The 17,404-nt window shown below is 72.4% G+C and carries 17 protein-coding genes; 12 read left to right on the top strand and 5 right to left on the bottom strand.

Features of this window, described 5'->3' with window-relative positions:
- The first annotated feature begins 9 nt into the window (after positions 1-9).
- The 6 genes from ABZ721_RS22385 to ABZ721_RS22360 are packed head-to-tail and all read left to right on the top strand — an operon-like array spanning position 10 to position 4,815.
- Entirely contained in the window at positions 10-237 is a 228-nt protein-coding gene (locus ABZ721_RS22385; protein ID WP_358790424.1) for a phosphopantetheine-binding protein, read from the top strand.
- Positions 234-1,160 (top strand): 2-oxo acid dehydrogenase subunit E2, encoded by a 927-nt coding sequence (locus tag ABZ721_RS22380; RefSeq protein ID WP_358790423.1) that lies wholly within the window; start codon positions 234-236, stop codon positions 1,158-1,160. The genes ABZ721_RS22385 and ABZ721_RS22380 overlap by 4 nt, the downstream gene beginning before the upstream one ends.
- On the top strand, positions 1,153-1,980 hold the full coding sequence (locus ABZ721_RS22375) for a 4'-phosphopantetheinyl transferase superfamily protein (RefSeq protein ID WP_358790422.1): 828 nt from the start codon (positions 1,153-1,155) through the stop codon (positions 1,978-1,980). Before ABZ721_RS22380 ends, ABZ721_RS22375 begins: the two co-directional genes overlap by 8 nt.
- Positions 1,977-3,260: an FAD-dependent oxidoreductase gene (locus ABZ721_RS22370; RefSeq protein ID WP_358790421.1), complete on the top strand. Its 1,284-nt coding sequence runs from the start codon at positions 1,977-1,979 to the stop codon at positions 3,258-3,260. Before ABZ721_RS22375 ends, ABZ721_RS22370 begins: the two co-directional genes overlap by 4 nt.
- Entirely contained in the window at positions 3,257-4,333 is a 1,077-nt protein-coding gene (locus ABZ721_RS22365; RefSeq protein ID WP_358790420.1) for an alpha/beta hydrolase, read from the top strand. Before ABZ721_RS22370 ends, ABZ721_RS22365 begins: the two co-directional genes overlap by 4 nt.
- The gene (locus ABZ721_RS22360; RefSeq protein ID WP_358790419.1) at positions 4,333-4,815 is read left to right on the top strand and encodes a DUF4260 family protein; all 483 of its coding nucleotides are present in this window, start codon (positions 4,333-4,335) and stop codon (positions 4,813-4,815) included. Before ABZ721_RS22365 ends, ABZ721_RS22360 begins: the two co-directional genes overlap by 1 nt.
- Here ABZ721_RS22360 and ABZ721_RS22355 read toward each other — a convergent pair.
- Positions 4,805-5,974 carry a cytochrome P450 gene (locus tag ABZ721_RS22355; RefSeq protein ID WP_358790418.1) on the bottom strand — a complete coding sequence of 390 codons (1,170 nt, stop codon included), beginning with the start codon at positions 5,972-5,974 and terminating at the stop codon, positions 4,805-4,807. The two genes, ABZ721_RS22360 and ABZ721_RS22355, sit on opposite strands and share 11 nt — an antisense overlap.
- Before the next feature lie 238 nt (positions 5,975-6,212).
- On the opposite strand from ABZ721_RS22355, the gene ABZ721_RS22350 reads away from it, so the two are divergent.
- The 3 genes from ABZ721_RS22350 (at position 6,213) to ABZ721_RS22340 (ending at position 9,029) form a co-directional block, all read left to right on the top strand.
- Positions 6,213-6,497, top strand: a complete 285-nt coding sequence (locus ABZ721_RS22350; RefSeq protein ID WP_358790417.1) for a DUF6059 family protein — start codon at positions 6,213-6,215, stop codon at positions 6,495-6,497.
- A gap of 76 nt (positions 6,498-6,573) precedes the next feature.
- Positions 6,574-8,331: a fatty acyl-AMP ligase gene (locus tag ABZ721_RS22345; protein WP_358790416.1), complete on the top strand. Its 1,758-nt coding sequence runs from the start codon at positions 6,574-6,576 to the stop codon at positions 8,329-8,331.
- 92 nt (positions 8,332-8,423) lie between these two features.
- Complete coding sequence (locus ABZ721_RS22340) at positions 8,424-9,029, top strand: response regulator transcription factor (RefSeq protein ID WP_358790415.1); 606 nt, start codon at positions 8,424-8,426, stop codon at positions 9,027-9,029.
- A gap of 33 nt (positions 9,030-9,062) precedes the next feature.
- Here the strand turns inward: ABZ721_RS22340 and ABZ721_RS22335 are convergent, their stop codons facing one another.
- The 4 genes from ABZ721_RS22335 to ABZ721_RS22320 form a co-directional block, all read right to left on the bottom strand.
- Complete coding sequence (locus ABZ721_RS22335) at positions 9,063-10,130, bottom strand: histidine kinase (RefSeq protein WP_358790515.1); 1,068 nt, start codon at positions 10,128-10,130, stop codon at positions 9,063-9,065.
- Positions 10,131-10,245: 115 nt separating this feature from the next.
- Positions 10,246-11,877, bottom strand: a complete 1,632-nt coding sequence (locus ABZ721_RS22330; RefSeq protein WP_358790414.1) for a SagB family peptide dehydrogenase — start codon at positions 11,875-11,877, stop codon at positions 10,246-10,248.
- 38 nt (positions 11,878-11,915) lie between these two features.
- Positions 11,916-14,201, bottom strand: coding sequence for a TOMM precursor leader peptide-binding protein (locus ABZ721_RS22325; protein WP_358790413.1), 2,286 nt, complete (start codon positions 14,199-14,201; stop codon positions 11,916-11,918).
- 36 nt (positions 14,202-14,237) lie between these two features.
- Positions 14,238-14,480, bottom strand: coding sequence for a hypothetical protein (locus ABZ721_RS22320; protein ID WP_358790412.1), 243 nt, complete (start codon positions 14,478-14,480; stop codon positions 14,238-14,240).
- A gap of 285 nt (positions 14,481-14,765) precedes the next feature.
- On the opposite strand from ABZ721_RS22320, the gene ABZ721_RS22315 reads away from it, so the two are divergent.
- The 3 genes from ABZ721_RS22315 (at position 14,766) to ABZ721_RS22305 (ending at position 17,298) form a co-directional block, all read left to right on the top strand.
- Complete coding sequence (locus ABZ721_RS22315) at positions 14,766-15,575, top strand: AfsR/SARP family transcriptional regulator (protein WP_358790411.1); 810 nt, start codon at positions 14,766-14,768, stop codon at positions 15,573-15,575.
- A gap of 109 nt (positions 15,576-15,684) precedes the next feature.
- On the top strand, positions 15,685-16,434 hold the full coding sequence (locus ABZ721_RS22310) for a thioesterase domain-containing protein (RefSeq protein ID WP_358790410.1): 750 nt from the start codon (positions 15,685-15,687) through the stop codon (positions 16,432-16,434).
- Positions 16,435-16,455: 21 nt separating this feature from the next.
- Entirely contained in the window at positions 16,456-17,298 is an 843-nt protein-coding gene (locus tag ABZ721_RS22305; RefSeq protein WP_358790409.1) for an AfsR/SARP family transcriptional regulator, read from the top strand.
- The last annotated feature ends 106 nt before the right edge of the window (positions 17,299-17,404 follow it).

Here is a 17,404-nt window from a genome sequence, read left to right as displayed (position 1 = left end):
GGAGGCACAGTGACAGGAGTCGAGGACATGATCACCCTGCTCAACCGGGAGCTGGGCCTGTTCCTGCGTCCGGAGGACGCCGGGTCGCCGCTGGACGCCCTGCCGGGCTGGGACTCGCTGCTGCTGTTCCGGCTCGTCGCCGTGCTGGAGGAGGAGGCCGGGCGGCCGCTGCCCGTCGCCGACCTCGTCACGGCCGGCAGCCTCGCCGAGATCCACGCGCTGGCGGTGGGGCTGTGACAGCGCGGCCCTCGTCGGGCCGGGACACGACGCGCCGGGACCCGGCACGTCAGGACCCGGCACACCAGGACACGGCGCGGGCCGACCGGGCCCGCCGCCACACCCGGTACTTCCTGCGGTGGGCCCGCGCCGCCGCGCCCGTGCACCTGGGCGCGGACATCGACATGTCCGGCGTCCAGGCGCACCGCGCCGCGGCCCGCGCCGAGGGCCGCCGGTACTCCGTGGTGAGCTACCTGCTGTACGCGGCGGGCCGGGTGCTGGCCGCCCACCCGGAGGCCAATGCCACGACCGCCGGCGGGATCGTGCCGCGCACCCTGCGCTACGACCGGGTGCACGCCAAGCTGGCCGTCGACAGCGCGGACGCGGACGGCGGGCAGCGCGCGGTGCGCGTGGCGGTCCTGCCCGACGTGGACCTGCTGGACCTGGCCGGGATCCAGCAGCTCGTCGACCGCTACCGGAACGGAGCCGCCGAGGACCTGCCCGGAGCGGAGGGGGTGCGCCGGCTCGGCCGGCTGCCCCCGCCGCTCGGGCACCTCGCCTTCCGGACGGCCGTCGGCAGCCGGGCCCGCCGGGCCGAGCTGCTGGGGACCGTGGCGGTCAGCTCGCTCGGCCACCGCAGGGTGGACACCTTCCACTCCTACGGTGGCACCGCGGTCACGCTGACCGCGGGCCGGATCGCCGAGGTCCCGGTGGCGCGTGCGACGGCGGTCGCCGTGGCACCGGTGATGCGCCTGGGTCTGACCTTCGACCACCGCGTGCTGGACGGCGCGGCGGCCGCCGACGTACTGGACGACCTGGCACTACTCCTGGAGGCATGCGATGCCGCTCTTCCCGGGGGGTGGGACGCCCCCCAACGCCGTTCCGGTGATCGGCCGGCCCATCAGGGTGACCAGTCCGGAAGGCCCGTGGCACCGCGTGGTTGAAGCGCTCGACGAGCGCGGCAGCGTCATGGTGCACGCCCTGCTGTCGGACTGGGTCCCCGAGAACCTCGACGACCCCGAACTGCGCCCGGTGCTCGGCCGGGACTGGCACCGCTACCAGGCGATGCGCCACCACCACGTGCGCGAGCGCTTCGCGGCCTCCCGGCTGCTGCTCAAACACGTGGCGGCGCAGGCGATCCAGGCCCCGCCCGCCACCGTGGAGCTGGCCTACAAGCCCGGCGGCCGCCCCTACCTGCGCGGCTGCGACCAGATCGACATCAGCCTCAGCCACACCGAGGAGCTGCTGCTGGTCGGCATCACCCGGCGCGGCTGGATCGGGGTGGACGCCGAGCTGGAGGACCGCTCCATGCTGGTCTCGGGCATCGAGCGGCAGGTGTGCACCCCGTACGAGCGCACCATGCTCTCGCAGGTCCGCGAGAGCGACCGCAACCAGGAGATGGTGCGGCTGTGGACGCTCAAGGAGGCGTACAGCAAGGCCATCGGCCAGGGCATGCGCTTCCGCTTCAACGAGTTCGGCTTCGGCCCCAGCGGGCACCCGGTCCAAGTGCTCAGACCGGACGGCTCGCCGGGCACCGGTGAGGAGTGGGCGTTCGGCACCTGCCGCGTCGAGGGCCGCTACACCGCCAGCTGGGCGCTGTACGACGCGGGCTTCGGCGACACCGACGACACCCGGGCCGGCACCATGCTCGACGAGGGCCTGGTCACCGCGCTGCTGCACCAGCCGGCCGAGGCGCCGCAGGCGGCCGTCGGGCCCACCACCGCGACGGACGTGCCGCTGACCGGAGCCGGAGTGGCCGCGTGAGCGGGCCGCCGCCCGCCGAGACCGACGTGGTCGTGGTCGGCGGCGGGCCGGCCGGCCTCGCGCTCGCCCTGGAGCTGGTCCGGCTCGGGGTGCGCACGACCGTGCTGGAGCGCTCCGCCGGCGGCCGCCGCGACTTCCGCGGCGAGTCGCTGTCCCCCGACGGGGTCCGGCTGCTGGACCGCAGCGGTGTCCTGGACCCGCTGCGCGCCATCGCGCTGCGGGTGCGCCGGCTGGAGGTCGCCGACGGCGGCCGGACCGTGCTCGACGTCGGCTTCGACTCCTTCCCCTACCCGTACCGCTTCCCGCTGGAGATCCCGCAGTCCCTGCTGCTCGCGGAGCTCGAGGCCGCGGCCGGGCGCCACGACGGCTTCGTGATGCTGCGCGGCTGGACCGCCAAGGGCCTGCTGAGCGCGGACGGCAGGACCGCCGGCGTGCGGGCCGCCGGGCCCGGCGGGGCGGAGTGCGAGATCCGCGCCCGGCTCACCGTCGGCGCGGACGGCCGCTACGGCAAGGTCCGCAAGCTGGCCGAACTCGCCGCGCACGTCCGGCCGCTGGAGCGGGACGTGATCTGGATGCGGCTGCCGCGCCCCGGGGAGTGGACGGACGCGGCCTACCGGATCCGCATCCGCGGCGACCGGCACGCCCTGCTGCTCCCGGACTCCGGGGGCACCGTCCGGGTGGGCCTGAACATCCCCAAGGGGGGCCTGCGCGAGCTGCGCAGGGCGGGGCTGGACGCGCTGCACGAGCGGCTCGGCGAACTCGCCCCGGAACTGGCCGGACCCGCCCGGCAGACGCTGCGGGAGTGGTCCGACACCGCGCTGCTGGACATCTTCAGCACCACCGTGCCGCGCTGGGCGGCACCGGGCGTCGTCCTGATCGGCGACGCCGCGCACACCCTGTCGCCCGTCCTGGGGCAGGGCGTCAACCACGCCCTCGCCGACGCGGCGGCCCTCGCGCCGCTCGCCGCCGCCGCGCTCCACAGCGGGGAACCAGCCGGACTCGACCGTGCCACGGCACAGTTCCAACGACAGCGGTCCCGCGAGGTGGCCCGCTCCCGGCGGCTGCAGCTGCGCCAGGAACGGATCTTCACCTGGTCGGCGCCGGCCGCCGTGGCGGTGCGCCGCCGCGTCTACCGGGCGCTCGACACCTCCGCCCGGCTCCGGGCCCGGATGCTGGAGCCGGCGTACTTCGCCGGCCAGCGGGCCGACCGGGGAAGCGGCGCGGCGCGCGACGGCGACCACGACCGGCACGACGAGCACGAGCAGGAGGCACGGACATGACGACACGGCTCGGTGCCGACGACGCCATCGGCCTGGACGAACTGCGCGCACTGTCCCTGCTGCACGCCCAGGCCCAGGGCATCGAACCGGGCGCCGCCCAGGAGCTGCTGGACCGCGTCACCGAGCCGTGGGGGGACCGCCCGGGCGCCTGGGGGCGCGTGTGGGGCGCGGAGGGCGACCGGCTCGCCGACCGGGGCCTGCACCTGGAGGCCTCCCGCCACTACGCCATGGCCCGCTTCCCCTACCCCGGCGACGGCCCCCGCCAGGAGGCGCAGCGCCGCTGCGTCGCCGCGTTCGACGCCTGGCGCACCGAACAGGACGCCGGCATCGAGCGGCTGGAGGTCCCGCTGGAGGACGGCACCGCCGTCTGCTGGACCGGCGGGCTGTCGGCCGCGGACCCGAAACCGCTGATCGTCGTCATGGGCGGCATCGTCAGCGTCAAGGAGCAGTGGGCGCCGCTGCTGGCGCACGCCGAGGCGTTCGGCGTGGCCCTGGCGGTCACCGAACTGCCCGGCGTCGGCGAGAACACCGTGCCGTACGGGCCGCGCTCGCCGCGCATGCTCTCCGCGATCCTCGACGCGCTCTCCGGCCGGGCGGACGTCGCCCGCACCGCCGCCATCGCGCTCAGCTTCGGCGGGCACCTCGCGCTGCGCTGCGCCCTGGTCGACCCCCGGCTGGCCTGCGTGGCCACCGTCGGCGCCCCGGTGCGGCTGTTCTTCGAGGACGAGGCCTGGCAGCGCCAGGTGCCGCGCACCACCCTCGCCGCCCTGGCCCACACCACCGGGGTGCCGCCGTCCCTCGTCTTCGGCTACACCCGGGGCTGGGGGCTCACCGACCAGGAGCTGGGCGCGCTGCGGATCCCCGTCCACTACATCGCCGCCCTGCGCGACGAGATCGTCCCGCTGGGCGAGGCCGCCGTGCTGCGCCGGGCGGCCGTCCCCGGCGAGGTGACGGTCCTCGACGACGTGCACGGCGCGCCCGCCCACCTGGACCGGACGCGCGGGCTGCTGCTGGGCGCCGCGCTGGCCGCCGCCGCGCCGGCGCCGTCCGGCGCGGTACCGGAAGCCGCCTGATGCCCCTGCACCCCGGCGGTAGAACCGTCCCGCCGGTCGCCCGCGACGCCTCGCGGGGCCGGCTGCCGGACCGGGCGCGGGCACCCGCCACCGCCCGCTGGAGCGGCGCTCCGGGCAGCTGGGCGCACCGCCACCCGGCCGGGCGCGCGGTGAGCCTGGCGGTGGGTCTGGGCGCGCTGGGCGGGGCGCTGGCGCTGGGCGGCCGGCGCGACCGGCTGCTGTGGTTCTGCGCGGCGGCCCCGGACAGCGCGCTGCTGCTGGGCATCGCCGGCGCACCCACCTGGAACCGGATGCCGTCCTACGCGGTGCGCCCGTACAACGTGCTGCACTCGCCCGCGGTCCCGGCGGTCCTGCTGACGGCGGCGGCGCTCACCGGGCGCCGCCGCCTCGCCGTCGCCGGTCTGGCCTGGCTCGGGCACGTCGGCTGGGACCGCGCCTGCGGTTACGGACCGCGGGACGCGGCGGGCTACGTCACCAGGTGACCGGCAGTGCCGTCAGCCGGTTGACCAGCAGGCCGGTGTGCATCGTGATGTCCTGCTCCGGGACGGCCAGCCGCAGCTTCGGCAGCGCGCGCGCCAGGGTCGTCAGGGCGATCTCCAGCTCGGCGCGGGCCAGCGGCGCGCCCAGGCAGTGGTGGACGCCGTGACCGAAGGCCAGGTGCGACGGGCCGGGCCGGCCGGGGTGGAAGGCGTCCGCGTCGGGGAAGACCGACCCGTCGCGGTTGGCGGAGCAGATCGAGGCGATGACGGCGCTGTTGGCGGGGATCGGCACGCCCGCGACCTCGGTGTCCCGCAGGGTCACCCGCAGCGGGCCGCCGTCGCCCATCGGGTTGTGGCGCAGCAGCTCCTCCACCACGGAGGCGGGCCGCTGCAGCAGCGTCGCGAAGCCGTCCGGCTCGCGCAGCAGGGTGAACGCGCAGGTGCCGATCATCCCGGCGGTCGTCTCGTGCCCGGCGACCAGCAGCGTCATCGCCATCGTGAGCAGTTCCAGGTGGGTGAGCGCGCCCTGCGCGTCATGGGCCAGTACCAGCGCGCTGAGCAGGTCCTCGCCGGGCTCGCGGCGCTTGGCGGCGACCAGGTCCGCGAGGTACCCGATCAGCTCGTCGCGGTTGGCCCGCATCACCTCGGGGGAGTGCGCGGTCAGCGACAGCAGCGCGTCGGACCAGCCGCGGAAGCGGTCCCGGTCCGCGTAGGGCACGCCCAGCAGCTCGCAGATGACGAACGCGGGCAGCGGGAACGCGTAGGCGCCGATCAGGTCGACGCCCTCGCCCGCGGCGACCATCGCGTCGACGAGCTCCTCGGCGGCCCGCTCGATCCGCGGCCGCAGCGCGCGCACCCGGCCTGCGGTGAACTCGGCGGCCACCAGCGCCCGCAGCCGGGTGTGGTCCGGCGGGTCCAGGGTGAACAGCCCGCCCGCGTCGAACGGCATGGCGGTCAGCTTGGGGGCCTGCGGCAGGACGGTGGCCGCGCGGCTGAACTCGGCGCCGGCCAGCACTTCACGCACGTCCTCGTAGCGGCTCACCAGATACCCCGGGTCGCCGCTGGGCAGGGTGACCCGGGCGACCGGGCAGCCTGCGCGGAGTTCCTCGTAGGCCGGCGGCACCTGGGTCGCGGACGGCCGGGGCGGCGGGTAGGTGGTCACAGGGGGACTCCTCGGGGCCTTGGAGCGCCGGAGCGCGCACCGGCCCGAGCGTCCGCCGCCGGGCTCGCGCTCCGGTCAACACCCCGTCAAGGAGATCCGGCGCCGACGGAGGTCCGGCCGCGAGGGATCAGCCAGTGGATCAGAACGTCCATGACTCGTGCTGGAGCCGTCCTTGAGCGGCCGCCCACACCATGGACGCAGCGCCGCACGGAGGCGCGGAATCCCACGGAGGCCTTGAATGAGCCAGCTCGCCAAGTGGTCCGTCACCTACTTCCTGGGCCCGGTCTACCGGGCGTTGGTGACCTACGGGTCGTTCTACGTGCCCATCACCCCGTACCTCTACCCGTCCGGCCGGACCGCGGGACTCGGACGGCAGCAGCAGCGGCAGCAGCAGCTGGTGCCCGCCTACGGCGGTCCCGTCGCCGGACACCCGGAGGCCCTTCGTCCGGATGTCCCGCTGACCTCCTTCGAACGCGAGGCGGCCCGCCAGCTGGGCCTTGTGCACGGGTTCGAACGCTCCTGACCACCCAGGTTCGAGGAGGGTTTGAGGCGACACGCCCATTCTGACCCCGTACGGCGACGCCAACGGGGGAGCAGCCTTGTCTGGACAAGCGGACTTCGCGGAATTAGTGCGGCAGCAGGCCGAGGCGCGGACGGGCCAGGAGGCCTTCGCGTTCATCGGGGAGGCGCGGGACGGGGCCGCGACGGTCGACCGGCTCACGTACGGCCGGCTCGACCGGGAGGCGCGGCGGCTCGGCGCCTGGCTGCAGGAGCACCGAGCGGCCGGCAAGCGGGTGTTGATACTGCAGGACCAGGGTCCGCTGTTCATCGCCTGCTTCCTCGGCTGTCTGTACGCCGGAGCGGTCGCGGTGCCGGCCCCGCCGCCCGGCGGCACCCGCCGGCACATCGAGCGGGTGATCGGCATCGTCAAGGACTCGGCCGCGTCGTTCGCGCTGACCGACTCCCGGCACGCGCCGGTCATCTCCCAGCTGCTGGCCGAGGCCGGCTACGGCGACGTGGTGTGCCTGGCGACCGACGTGCTGCCGGCCGACGCGGTCGCTCCGGCCGACCCGGACGACTGGCGGCGCCCGGACCTGTCGCTGGACGACCTCGCGTTCCTGCAGTACACCTCGGGCTCCACCAGCGAGCCCAAGGGCGTGATGATCTCGCACCGCAACCTGCTCGCCAACCAGCGGGCGATCCAGCGGGCGATGGGCACCGGCGCCCGGTCGCGGATCGGCGGCTGGCTGCCCTTCCACCACGACATGGGCCTGGTCGGCCACCTGCTGCACCCGCTGTGGCTGGGCGCGCAGGGCGTGATCATGCCGGCCATGAGCTTCGTGCGGCGTCCGGTGCGCTGGCTGCAGATGGTCTCCGAGTACGGGATCACCACCGGCGGCGGCCCCAACTTCGCCTACGAGCTGTGCGTGCAGCGCGTCACCGACGAGCAGGTCGCCGAACTGGACCTCTCCCGCTGGGAGAACGCCGTCAACGGCGCCGAGCCGGTGAGGGCGGAGACGCTGTGCGCCTTCGCGGAGAAGTTCAAGCCGGCGGGCCTGGACCCCGCCGCGCTCTACCCCTGCTACGGCATGGCCGAGGCGACGCTGCTGGTCTCCGGGGGGATCCCCGGCAGCCGGGCGCCGCAACTGCCGGTCGACGCCGCCGCGCTGGAGCGCCACCGGCTGGAGGACCCGGTCCCCGGCCGGCCCGTCCGCACCCTCGTCGGCTCCGGCCTGGTCCGCGACTTCGACCTGCGGATCGTCGACCCGGAGAGCGGCCGGGTGAAGATGCCCGGGGCGATCGGCGAGATCTGGATCCGCGGCGACAGCGTCGCGCAGGGGTACTGGAACCGGCCGGCGGAGACCTCGTACGCCTTCCAGGCGGTCACCGCGAGCGGCGAGAGCGGCTTCCTGCGCACCGGGGACCTCGGGGTGGTGCGGGACGGGGAGCTGTTCGTCACCGGCCGGCTGAAGGACGTCATGATCGTGGCCGGCCGCAACCTGTACCCGCAGGACGTGGAGCGCACCGTGCAGCGGGTGAGCGCCCTGTTCAGCTCGACGGTGGTCTTCGGCGTCGACTCCGACCGCGAGCACGTGGTGGTCGTCCAGGAGGTGCGCTCCGGGCGCACCTTCGACGCCGACCTGCCGGGGCTGGTGTCGCAGGTCCAGCAGAAGGTGTCGCGGGAGTTCGCGATGCCGGTGCGGAACGTGGTGCTGGTCCGCCCCGGAACCGTCCGCAGGACGACCAGCGGCAAGGTGCAGCGCTCGGCCATGCGGCAGTTGTTCCTCGCCGACCGGCTCCGGCCGCTGCACGAGGTCGTGGACCCGGAACTCAAGCGGCTGGTGCGGCACGGGTGAGACGAATCTGCTCATCCGTGTGCTGAGCGTGCTCGAATCTGCGATCCTGTGACCCGGAAGTGGGCAGTTGGGGGAGCCGGGAGGCGCGACGCATGATTCACGTTCTCCTCGCGGAGGACATGCACATGGTCCGCGGTGCGCTCGTCGCCCTGCTGAACCTCGAAGTCGACATCAAAGTGATCGCTGAGGTCGAGTCCGGGGACGAGATCGTGCCGACGTCCGTCCGTATGCGCCCCGATGTGGCGGTGATCGACATCGACCTGCCGGGCATCGACGGGCTGACCGCCGCCGCGGAGCTGCACCAGCAGATGCCGGAGTGCCGGACGTTGATCCTCACGAGCCTCGGCCGGCCGGGCAACCTGCGCCGGGCGCTGGACGCGCACGTCTCCGGGTTCATCCTCAAGGACGCGCCGCCGGCCAAGCTGGCCCAGGCGATCCGCAGCGTGCGCGCGGGGGAGCGGGTCATCGACTCGCATCTCGCCCTGGCCGCCTGGGACACCGGCGAGAACCCGCTCACCCGGCGGGAGGTCGAGGTCCTGCGGCTGACGGCCAACGGCGCGGAGGCGGTCGAGATAGCCGCCCGGCTCTTCCTGTCGGTCGGCACCGTCCGCAACTACCTGACGACGATCCTCGCCAAGCTCAACGCCCGCAACAAGGTCGACGCCATCAGGATCGCGCGGGACGCCGGCTGGCTGTGAACCCGCCGGGCGGGTGAGGGCGGCCGACCGGGCCTACGCCGGCGCGCCGGAGAGCGGCACCAGGGCGACCAGCCGGAACCAGCCGTCCTCGGCGGCACCGGCGTTGAGCGTGCCGCCCAGCTCTCCGATGCGCTTGCAGAGGTTGTCGAGCCCCCTGCCGTCCCGCCGGGCCGGCTCCGCGGGCGCGCTGCCCAGCCCGTCGTTCTCCAGCCGCAGCCGCACCGCGCCCTTGTCGAGGACCACCTCGATGACGCAGTGCTGCGCCTTGCTGTGCCGCAGCAGGTTCGCCACGCCCTCGCGCAGCACGGTGGACAGCACCGTGTTGACCCGGTCCTGCAGGGGCCCGCAGTCCACGGTCACCACGGTGGCGATGTCGGCGGAGACCAGCACGGCCCGGGTGGCGGCTATCTCGGCGGCCAGCGACATGTCCCGGTAGCTGCTGGCGACCATGCGCACGTCGGACAGCGCCTGGCGCGAGATGGCCAGCATCGTGGAGATCTCCTCACAGGCCCGCTCGGGCTGGGTGTTGACCAGCCGGTAGACGAGCTCCCCCTTGAGGGTGATCGCGGAGAGGCTGTAGCCGAGCAGGTCGTGCAGGTCCCGGGCGACCCGGTCGCGCTCCTGCGCGACGGCGAGGCGGGCGAGTTCGGCGCGGGCGGACTGCACCTCCACCAGCAGGTCCGCCAGCCGGGTGAGCCCGAAGACGGACAGCCCGATGGTGGCGACACCGCACATGTAGTAGATGGACGTGAACGTGTCGAACCCGAGGTTCCGCTCGATGAGGAACATGCTGATCGCCACGGCGGACGCGCTGAACCAGGCGGTGCGCCCGCGCAGGAACAGCAGGAGCGATCCGGCGAAGTAGCCGGGCATGCCCACCCAGCTGTCCTTGAGGATCAGGAACGGGATGTACGTGAGCAGACCCTGGAGCGAGAGCGTCCAGATCCAGTAGCGCGGTCGGTCGCCGCCCCGGTTGGGGAGCGAATGGAGGTTCTGCAGCAGGAACAGGGCGACGAGGATGCTCGTCCCCCACGCGAGGACCGAGGTCGGTACCTGGCGGGCCAGCATGCTGACGATGCCGAGGAGCAGATATCCCGACATGGTCACGGCCACGACCACCCGGCCCAGACCTGGCACAGGAACGTCGTCAGGTGTGGAATCGTGTCCCACTTGCCCCCGTACACCGACCATTACTTATCCCCCCTGCAGCAATGGATCAGCGGTCATCGTGCTGAGCACCAGGCTGTGCCGGAAGACTACTCGCTACGGGGTGCGATTGAATTGATGTTGACGCGCATCTGTCGCCCCAATCACTGTCATTGACGGGGTCCGCCATGGCACTTTCTTCCGCCGCGGTGGGGTCGTCGGGGGACAGCGGTCCGAGAAGGAGCTCGCCGATACTCGATTCCTCCCGCCAGTCCAGACCGAAGGCCTGGGCGGAGGTCTCGATGTCACCGCTGCCGAGCGGCAGAGGGGCGAGCCGCATTGCCGTGGCCACCAGGCACATGGTCTGTTGGACCACTCCCACGTGTTTCAGCGCCAGGGCGTACCACATGCCACTGTATTTCCACGACAGCCTGCGGAAGCGCGCGGTGATGGTGATGAGCACCTGGGGGGTCGTGGTCATCCCGGCGGCGGCGCCCGCGTGCGACAGGAGTTCGGCGGCGGAGTTCGCCGGATCGTCCAGCAGTACCAGACAGTGTCCGTAGGGGTCGTAGTAGTAATTGCCGGGTACCAGTCCGGCGCAGCGGCTGAGCGTGATGTAGCACTCCAGCTCATATGCCGATCCGCCACTGGGATAGGGCCGGCTACTGGCGGGATAGGAGGCGGGCTCCAGACCGACGCTGCTGTAGAGCGAACGGATCCGCGCTATCCGGTAGAGGAATTCGCCCAGCTGCCGATCGGTGAGCGGTTCCTCCGCGTAGGTGCGGATGGATCTGCGGGTCTCCAGCACCGCGGTGAGCGGGGGATCGGCCGCGAGCACCGTGTCGAGATCGGGCCGGTAGAGCGGGATGCGCTCACCGCTCGGCGCACTCTTGACGGCTGGTTCCGGGGACAACTGGCCAATGTAGGAGAAGGTGGCGCCGAAGTCGCCGTCGTGCCGGCCGAGCCGGGTACGGGTGTGGAAGAGCAACTCGTTCGGGGTCCAGGTGATGAGTGAGGGATCCTGGTCCTCCGCGAAGACCACCGCGCCGTTCTCGTCGTGCTCGCCGAGCGTGACCATGCCGGCGGCGGCGAGATAGGCGACGATGTCCGCGACGATGCCGTCCGCCACGGGTAACGCGGCCGTGGCGGCCTTGAGCGTGGTCGCCTTGCCGAGCACCCCGACGACCCAGGCGGCCTCGGGGCGGTGGAACTGGGCCCGGTGCAGGGACAGCGCCGACTCCAGGACCAGCAGCTCGTTCCGGGTCTGCAGGACGGCGAACCGGGAGAGCCTGAGGGGCTGTTCCGGCGGGATCGCCCGGATGTCCAGCCGGGCGCCCCGGGCGATCGGGACCATGTCCAGGAGCTGGGGCTCGGTGTCGTCCAGGCCCAGGGAGCGGACGACGAGGTAGGAGATGCTGTCCAGGAGCGCCAGCAGCCGGGCCCGGTCGATCGCGGTGATCTCGGCGTACGGCCGGGGGGCGGCGCGCAGGATGTTCTCCAGATCGACCGGTCCGAAGCTCATCCTGCGCAGTGACTCGTAGACCAGCTCGTCGCAGCTGGCCACCGTCGCGTCACCCCAGCGGCTGTGCAGCACCGCCCCGCCGCCGGAGGACGCCCGTTCCAGATGGACGTCCTCCCGAAGCGACCACAAGGAGACCCTGCGCAGGTCCGTGCCTACGTCCGGGCGGGGTTCTGGATGCACAGGGGGTCTCCTTCAGCTGCAGTGGTACGGACGCGGTATCAGAGGAAGAGAGGAACCGGATTGAGTTTCTCGTACCCCAGAGGCGTCGTGCGTCGGCCGAGCAGAACCGGGACGTCGTACAGCCGTCCCGGCGCGAAGCGGGCCCAGAAGTGGCGCAGTCCCGGCACGATGACCTTGACGACGGGCAGTCCGATGTCGGGCCTGGTCTGCTCCAGGACCAGCAGCTCCATCCCCTTCTCCGCCACCATGCGCTCGATGGCCCGGACGTCGTCGAGCAGGTCCGGCCTGGGCCGGTAGGGGTGGTCCTCCGGGGTGCGCGGCACGACCCCCGGATCCGGCAGCAGGTAGGGCTGGTTGGCGACGGTGGCCGTACGGCACCACTCGAGGATGTCGTCGCCGCCGCAGTCGTAGCCGGTGCCGTCCGGGCGGGCGTTCATGACGAAGGGCAGCATCTGGTCGAGTTCGGTGAGCGCCCGGCGCAGCGCGATCCGCATGTCGAAGTGGGCGCCGAGCCCGATCACGATGTCCTCGTCCTCCTTGTCCGTGCGGCGGGACAGGGCCGCGACCGCGGGGATGCCGAAGTCGGCGGTCAGGTCCAGGGCCCACACCTCGCGGTTGCGGTCCGCGTACAGCGCGCGCCGCTCCGCGATCCAGGGCTCCTCGAACGCGCTGAGGCTGACCCCGGGGTGGCGGGTGCGGTTGTACCACCACAGGGCGGTGGAGTCCCGCTCGATCAGCTCGAGGAAGCCCTGCACGATGGCATCCTCCAGGCTGCTGCCCGCCGCACAGCCGTTGGAGTCGGCCGCGCAGAAGCCGCGGCCGGACGCCTCCGGGGTGTTGTAGTACAGCAGGCTGGTCGGCAGCAGCCGCTGCCCGCCGCCGGTCAGTGACCAGACCGGGGTCCAGTCCACCTCGGCGTCGACGTCGAAGACCCGGTTCACCCGGTGGAAGTCCCCGTGCGTCGCGTTCCAGCGCTCCCGGTCGGCGTACTGGCGCTCGTCGAAGAGCTGGCAGCGGTTCGGGTGGATGGCCCGGTCGCCCAGGTTCCGCAGCGAATCGCGGATCCGGAGCTCCTCACCGGTGAAGACACCGGAGAACCGCTCGAGCGCCTCGCAGAGCGCCCCGACCTCGGCCTCGACCGCGGTGACGCCCTTGCCGGCGCTCATGCCGCGGAACCCCTGCCGCAACGAGCGCAGACCGGAGGTCCCCAGCGCCATGTTGTGCCCGGCCCGGTACACCTGGAGTCCGGGGGGCGCGGCCGGGTCGGGGCCGAGCTGACTCACCACCCCGGTCACCGGGCTGACCTGCGAGCGGTACCTCGCCAGCACGTTCTCCGGGGAGGCGGACCGGTCACCGCTGCCGTTCGCGTACGCCTTGGTGCGCGAACGCAGGGGCAGCGGGCGGCCGGCCAGCTCGGTGCCGCGGGCCGGGTCGCCGCAGTGGGTGCACTGCGGGCGGCGCTGTACGGTGTGGTGACGGGCCGTCATCGTGAAGTTGTCCAGGGTGAGGACGGACTGCTGCCCGTGGTAGCGGTGTCCGGCCATCCACTTCGCGGCTTCGAGCGCCACCATGTGCAGGCCCATCCCCTGGCTCGGGGGGATGGAAGCCTGCGGGATCAGCAGCGGACCGGTACGGCCCAGGGTGCGCTGCACGTGGTTCTCCACCTCCCGGTGGCCGCGCAGCCGGTGGGCGAGGCAGTTCCAGCAGGGCCCCTCGCCGGGCTGGAACACGGGGCCGAGCCAGATGTCGGCCCCGTGCGGCTTCGCGAGCAGCCACGGCCGTCCGGCCGCGCGGTGTGCGGTGTCCACCGCGGCCAGCTCGCTGGCCAGGTAGTCGTCGCAGACCACGACGGACAGGTCGGTGCGCGGGATCTCGCAGCTGGACCCGGTCACCGCCGAGATGGTGTCGACGGTCAGGTCGGTGGCCTGCAGCGCGGCCCGCACCGCACTGCCGTCCACGGCTCCGACGGTGAGGACGCGGACGGAGCCGTCCGCGAGCCGGGCGGCGGTCCGCTCACCGTCGAGTCCGGCCAGTTCCCAGAACGCGAGGCCGGTCCTGGCCGAGTTCCTCAGCGTCCGCGCGGTACGCCGGAAGTCGACCAGCGCGGCGTCGGCGAGTTGGGCCAATACGTATCCGACCTCTTCCGGTGCGAGTTCCCGCGACGCGTCCCGGACTATCTCGTTCAATCCCCGAAGACCGTCCATGAGGGGAGCCACCAGCTCCAACTGCGGACAGTCGATCATCCTCACGCCCCGCTCCGAGAAGATGTAGGTCCCTTCCCCGGGTACCACCTCGGCCCGCAAATGAGCCTTGAACTCGGTCATAGCAACATCCCCCTGTGCCAGTCCGGTTTTGGTGGATCAGCCCTTGCCACAGATGCAGAGCACGGACCCGCGGGCCGAAGCCGCCGTGAAGTCCTCGATGACCAGCGCCAGTTCCGGCGCCGGCGGCAGGTCGGGGGTGGTTCCGTCACCGGTGACGTGCAGGCCGAACTCGGCCAGAACCTTCGAGGGGTCCTGCGCGTACCGAATGCTTAAGTCCGGCTCGATCCAACTGAGCGCCACCAGCTCGGCGAAACGCCAGTCCTGCTCTATTGCGTGCATTTCAGTTCTCCAGTTCTCGGGCCTGTCGGCGGCCCGTAGAAGCGTTCCTGGCCGTACACCGAGGAGTGTGCGGCCGAAAATTGGGCAGCGAACAGTGGGTCGGTCACGGAACTCATGTGAAGATTTCATGATCTCGGATTCGGCCGCTCCTGCCGAAACCCATGAAGATCTCACTGTTCAGGCCAATGCCCTAGGTGGGAACCTTTGCTCGTGCTCCTATGTGCGCAGCGATCGCCGGGTCGAGACGACACAACGGCGGCGTGGAACGGGGAGAGGACGGCACCTGTGGAGATCAACGTCTTGGGACCATTGACGGCGAGCGAAGCCGGCACTTCGATTGTGCCCAGCGCGGCGAAGCCGCGGCAGATCCTGGCCGTTCTCGCCCTCAACGCCAACCACGTGGTGACGGTGGCCCGGCTGATGGAAGAGCTGTGGGGATCGGATCTGCCGCGCAGTGCGCCGACGACACTGCAGACCTACATCCTGCAGCTGCGCCGGAAGCTGAGCGCGGCGCTCGGGTCGGTGACGGGGGCGAAGGACGTGCTGGCCACCCGGCACAGCGGCTACCAGCTGAGCATGGACGCGTCCGCCGTCGATGCCTGGCAGTTCGACCAGCTGACGGTGGCCGGGTATGCGGCCTACGAGGCCGGGGACGCGGCGCGGGCGTCGCGCCGGCTGAGCGAGGCACTGAGCCTGTGGCGGGGGCCGGCGCTGGTCGACCTGCAGCACGGGTCGCTGCTCGAGGTCGAGGTGATGCGGCTGCGGGAGAGCCGCCTCGCCGCGCTGGAGCGCCGGCTCGACGCCGACCTGGCCCTGCGCCGGCACCACGAACTCCTGGGCGAACTGGCGGGTCTCACGGCGGAATTCCCGCTGCACGAGAACCTGCACGCCCAGTTCATGCTCGCTTTATACCGGTGCGGCCGGCCCTCGCAGGCGCTGGAGGCCTTTCGCCGGCTGCGGTCGGGCCTGGTGGACGAGTTGGGCCTGGAGCCCTCCGCCCGGGTGCAGCGTTTGCAGCGGGCGATTCTCTCGGCGGATCCGGTGCTCGACGGGGTCCCCACGGGCGCGGTCGTCGGGATGTCGAGTATCGGCTGAGAGCCGGCTCACCGCCTCCAGCCTGCGTCAAGTCGCTTTCCAGGCGGCCTGTGGACGATCGCGGCATCCGTCCGGATGTGGGCGGCACAAGTCCAGGAGGCGGTCAGCTGTGGGTGGATATCTGGCGGTGAGGCCAAAAGCGGCCGCCAGGCTGCGGCTATTCTGTTTCCATCATGCGGGGGGCGGCGCTTTGTCGTTCGCCCGATGGCAGAATCGTTTCGGCTCTGACATTTCCGTTATCCCGGTACGACTTCCCGGACGCGAGACGCGATTGCGCGAGGAACGCGTCGTCGACGGGGAGCAACTGTCGCGCGAGTTGGAATCCGAACTGGGTCCCTGGCTCGATCGGCCGTACGCCTTCTACGGTCACAGTCTCGGTGCCCTCGTGGCGTACTCCTTCGCGCTCCACCACCACGCGGCCGGCGGGCGCCCGCCCGAGATGCTGGCCGTCGGAGCCTGCTCCGCACCGCACCTGGGGATGCCGGCGCTCGAGGGCGCCGACGTGTCCGAGGAGAGCGTGCTCTCCGTGATGAGGGCTTCCGGCGGTATCGCCGGCCAGCTGCTCGACCGGCCGCAGTGGCTGCGGCTGACCATGACGATCATGCGCGACGACCTGCTGCTCGCCCGCAGCCTGCGAGCCGCCGCCGGCGACCCGCTCCCGTGTCCCGTGCTGGCCGTGTCCGGCCAGGACGACCTGCTGGTATCGCCCGGTGCGGTACACGCATGGTCCCGCTACGCGCCCGAGGGATTCCGTACGGGCTCCGTGCCCGGGGACCACTTGTTCGTGAGGGACGCCGACCTGGCCGACCTGCTGCGTGACGCGCTCGACGAGCGCCACCCGCTGGAACCGGCCGTCTGACGCTCGAGAGGAGCCGAGAAGATGGACATTGGTGTACTTGGCCCCTGCCGGGTGACGCAGGCGGGACTCTCCGTCGTCCCGACCGCGATCAAGCCCCGCAAGGTGCTCGCCCTGCTCGCCCTGCAGCCCGACCGGGTGGTCTCGGTGAGTTCACTGATCGAGGAGCTGTGGGGCGGTAATCCCCCACGCAGTGTGCAGACCACCCTGCAGACCTACATCCTGCAGATACGGAACCTCATCACGAGGGCGCTCGTCGCGGAGGACCAGCCCGACCTCCCGCTCGGCGCCAAGAGCGTCCTGGTCACCGAGGCCGGGGGCTACCTGCTCGACACCCAGGGCGGCGTCGTGGACTCGGTGGAGTACGAGCGGCTGGCGGGCGCGGGCCACCGGGCCCTGGAGACCGGGGACCACGCGGGAGCGGCGGTGCTGTTCCAGCAGGCGCTCGCCCTGTGGCGGGGGCCCGCGCTGGTGGACGTGCAGGTCGGTCCGCTGCTGGAGGCGGAGGTGACCCGGCTGGAGGAATCGCGGATGAGCATCCTCAGCCAGCGCATCGAAGCCGATCTGCGGCTGGGCCGGCACCACGAGATCCTGGGCGAGCTGGCCGGGCTGGCCGCCCAGCACCCCACCCACGAGCGGTTGCAGGGACAGCTGATGCTCGCGCTGTACCGGGCCGGCCGCCGGGGCGGCGCCCTGGAGGCCTACCACCGGATGCGGGTCGTGCTGGGCCGGGAGCTGGGGCTCGACCCGTCCTCGGCGCTGCAGGAACTGCAGCAGGCGATGCTGGCGTCCGACCCGGGCCTGGAGTGCGATCCGGTCGGGGCGCTGCCCGGCGGGGGACCGCTGCGGGTGGTGCGGGCCGGCTGAGCGGGGCAGGTCCCGGCGGCGTCGGCGAGCTGGAAGACGGTGGGGTACGGCTGCCACACGTGCGGGTCGGTCCACGGCTGCCAGCGCAGCTGGTTCATCAGCCGGC

Origin of the sequence: Streptomyces sp. NPDC006733 (genome assembly GCF_040636125.1) — a bacterium.
In the GTDB taxonomy this organism is placed as follows: domain Bacteria; phylum Actinomycetota; class Actinomycetes; order Streptomycetales; family Streptomycetaceae; genus Actinacidiphila.
Note: the sequence above shows the minus strand (reverse complement) of the source record. Positions and strands in the feature narration are given on the sequence as shown.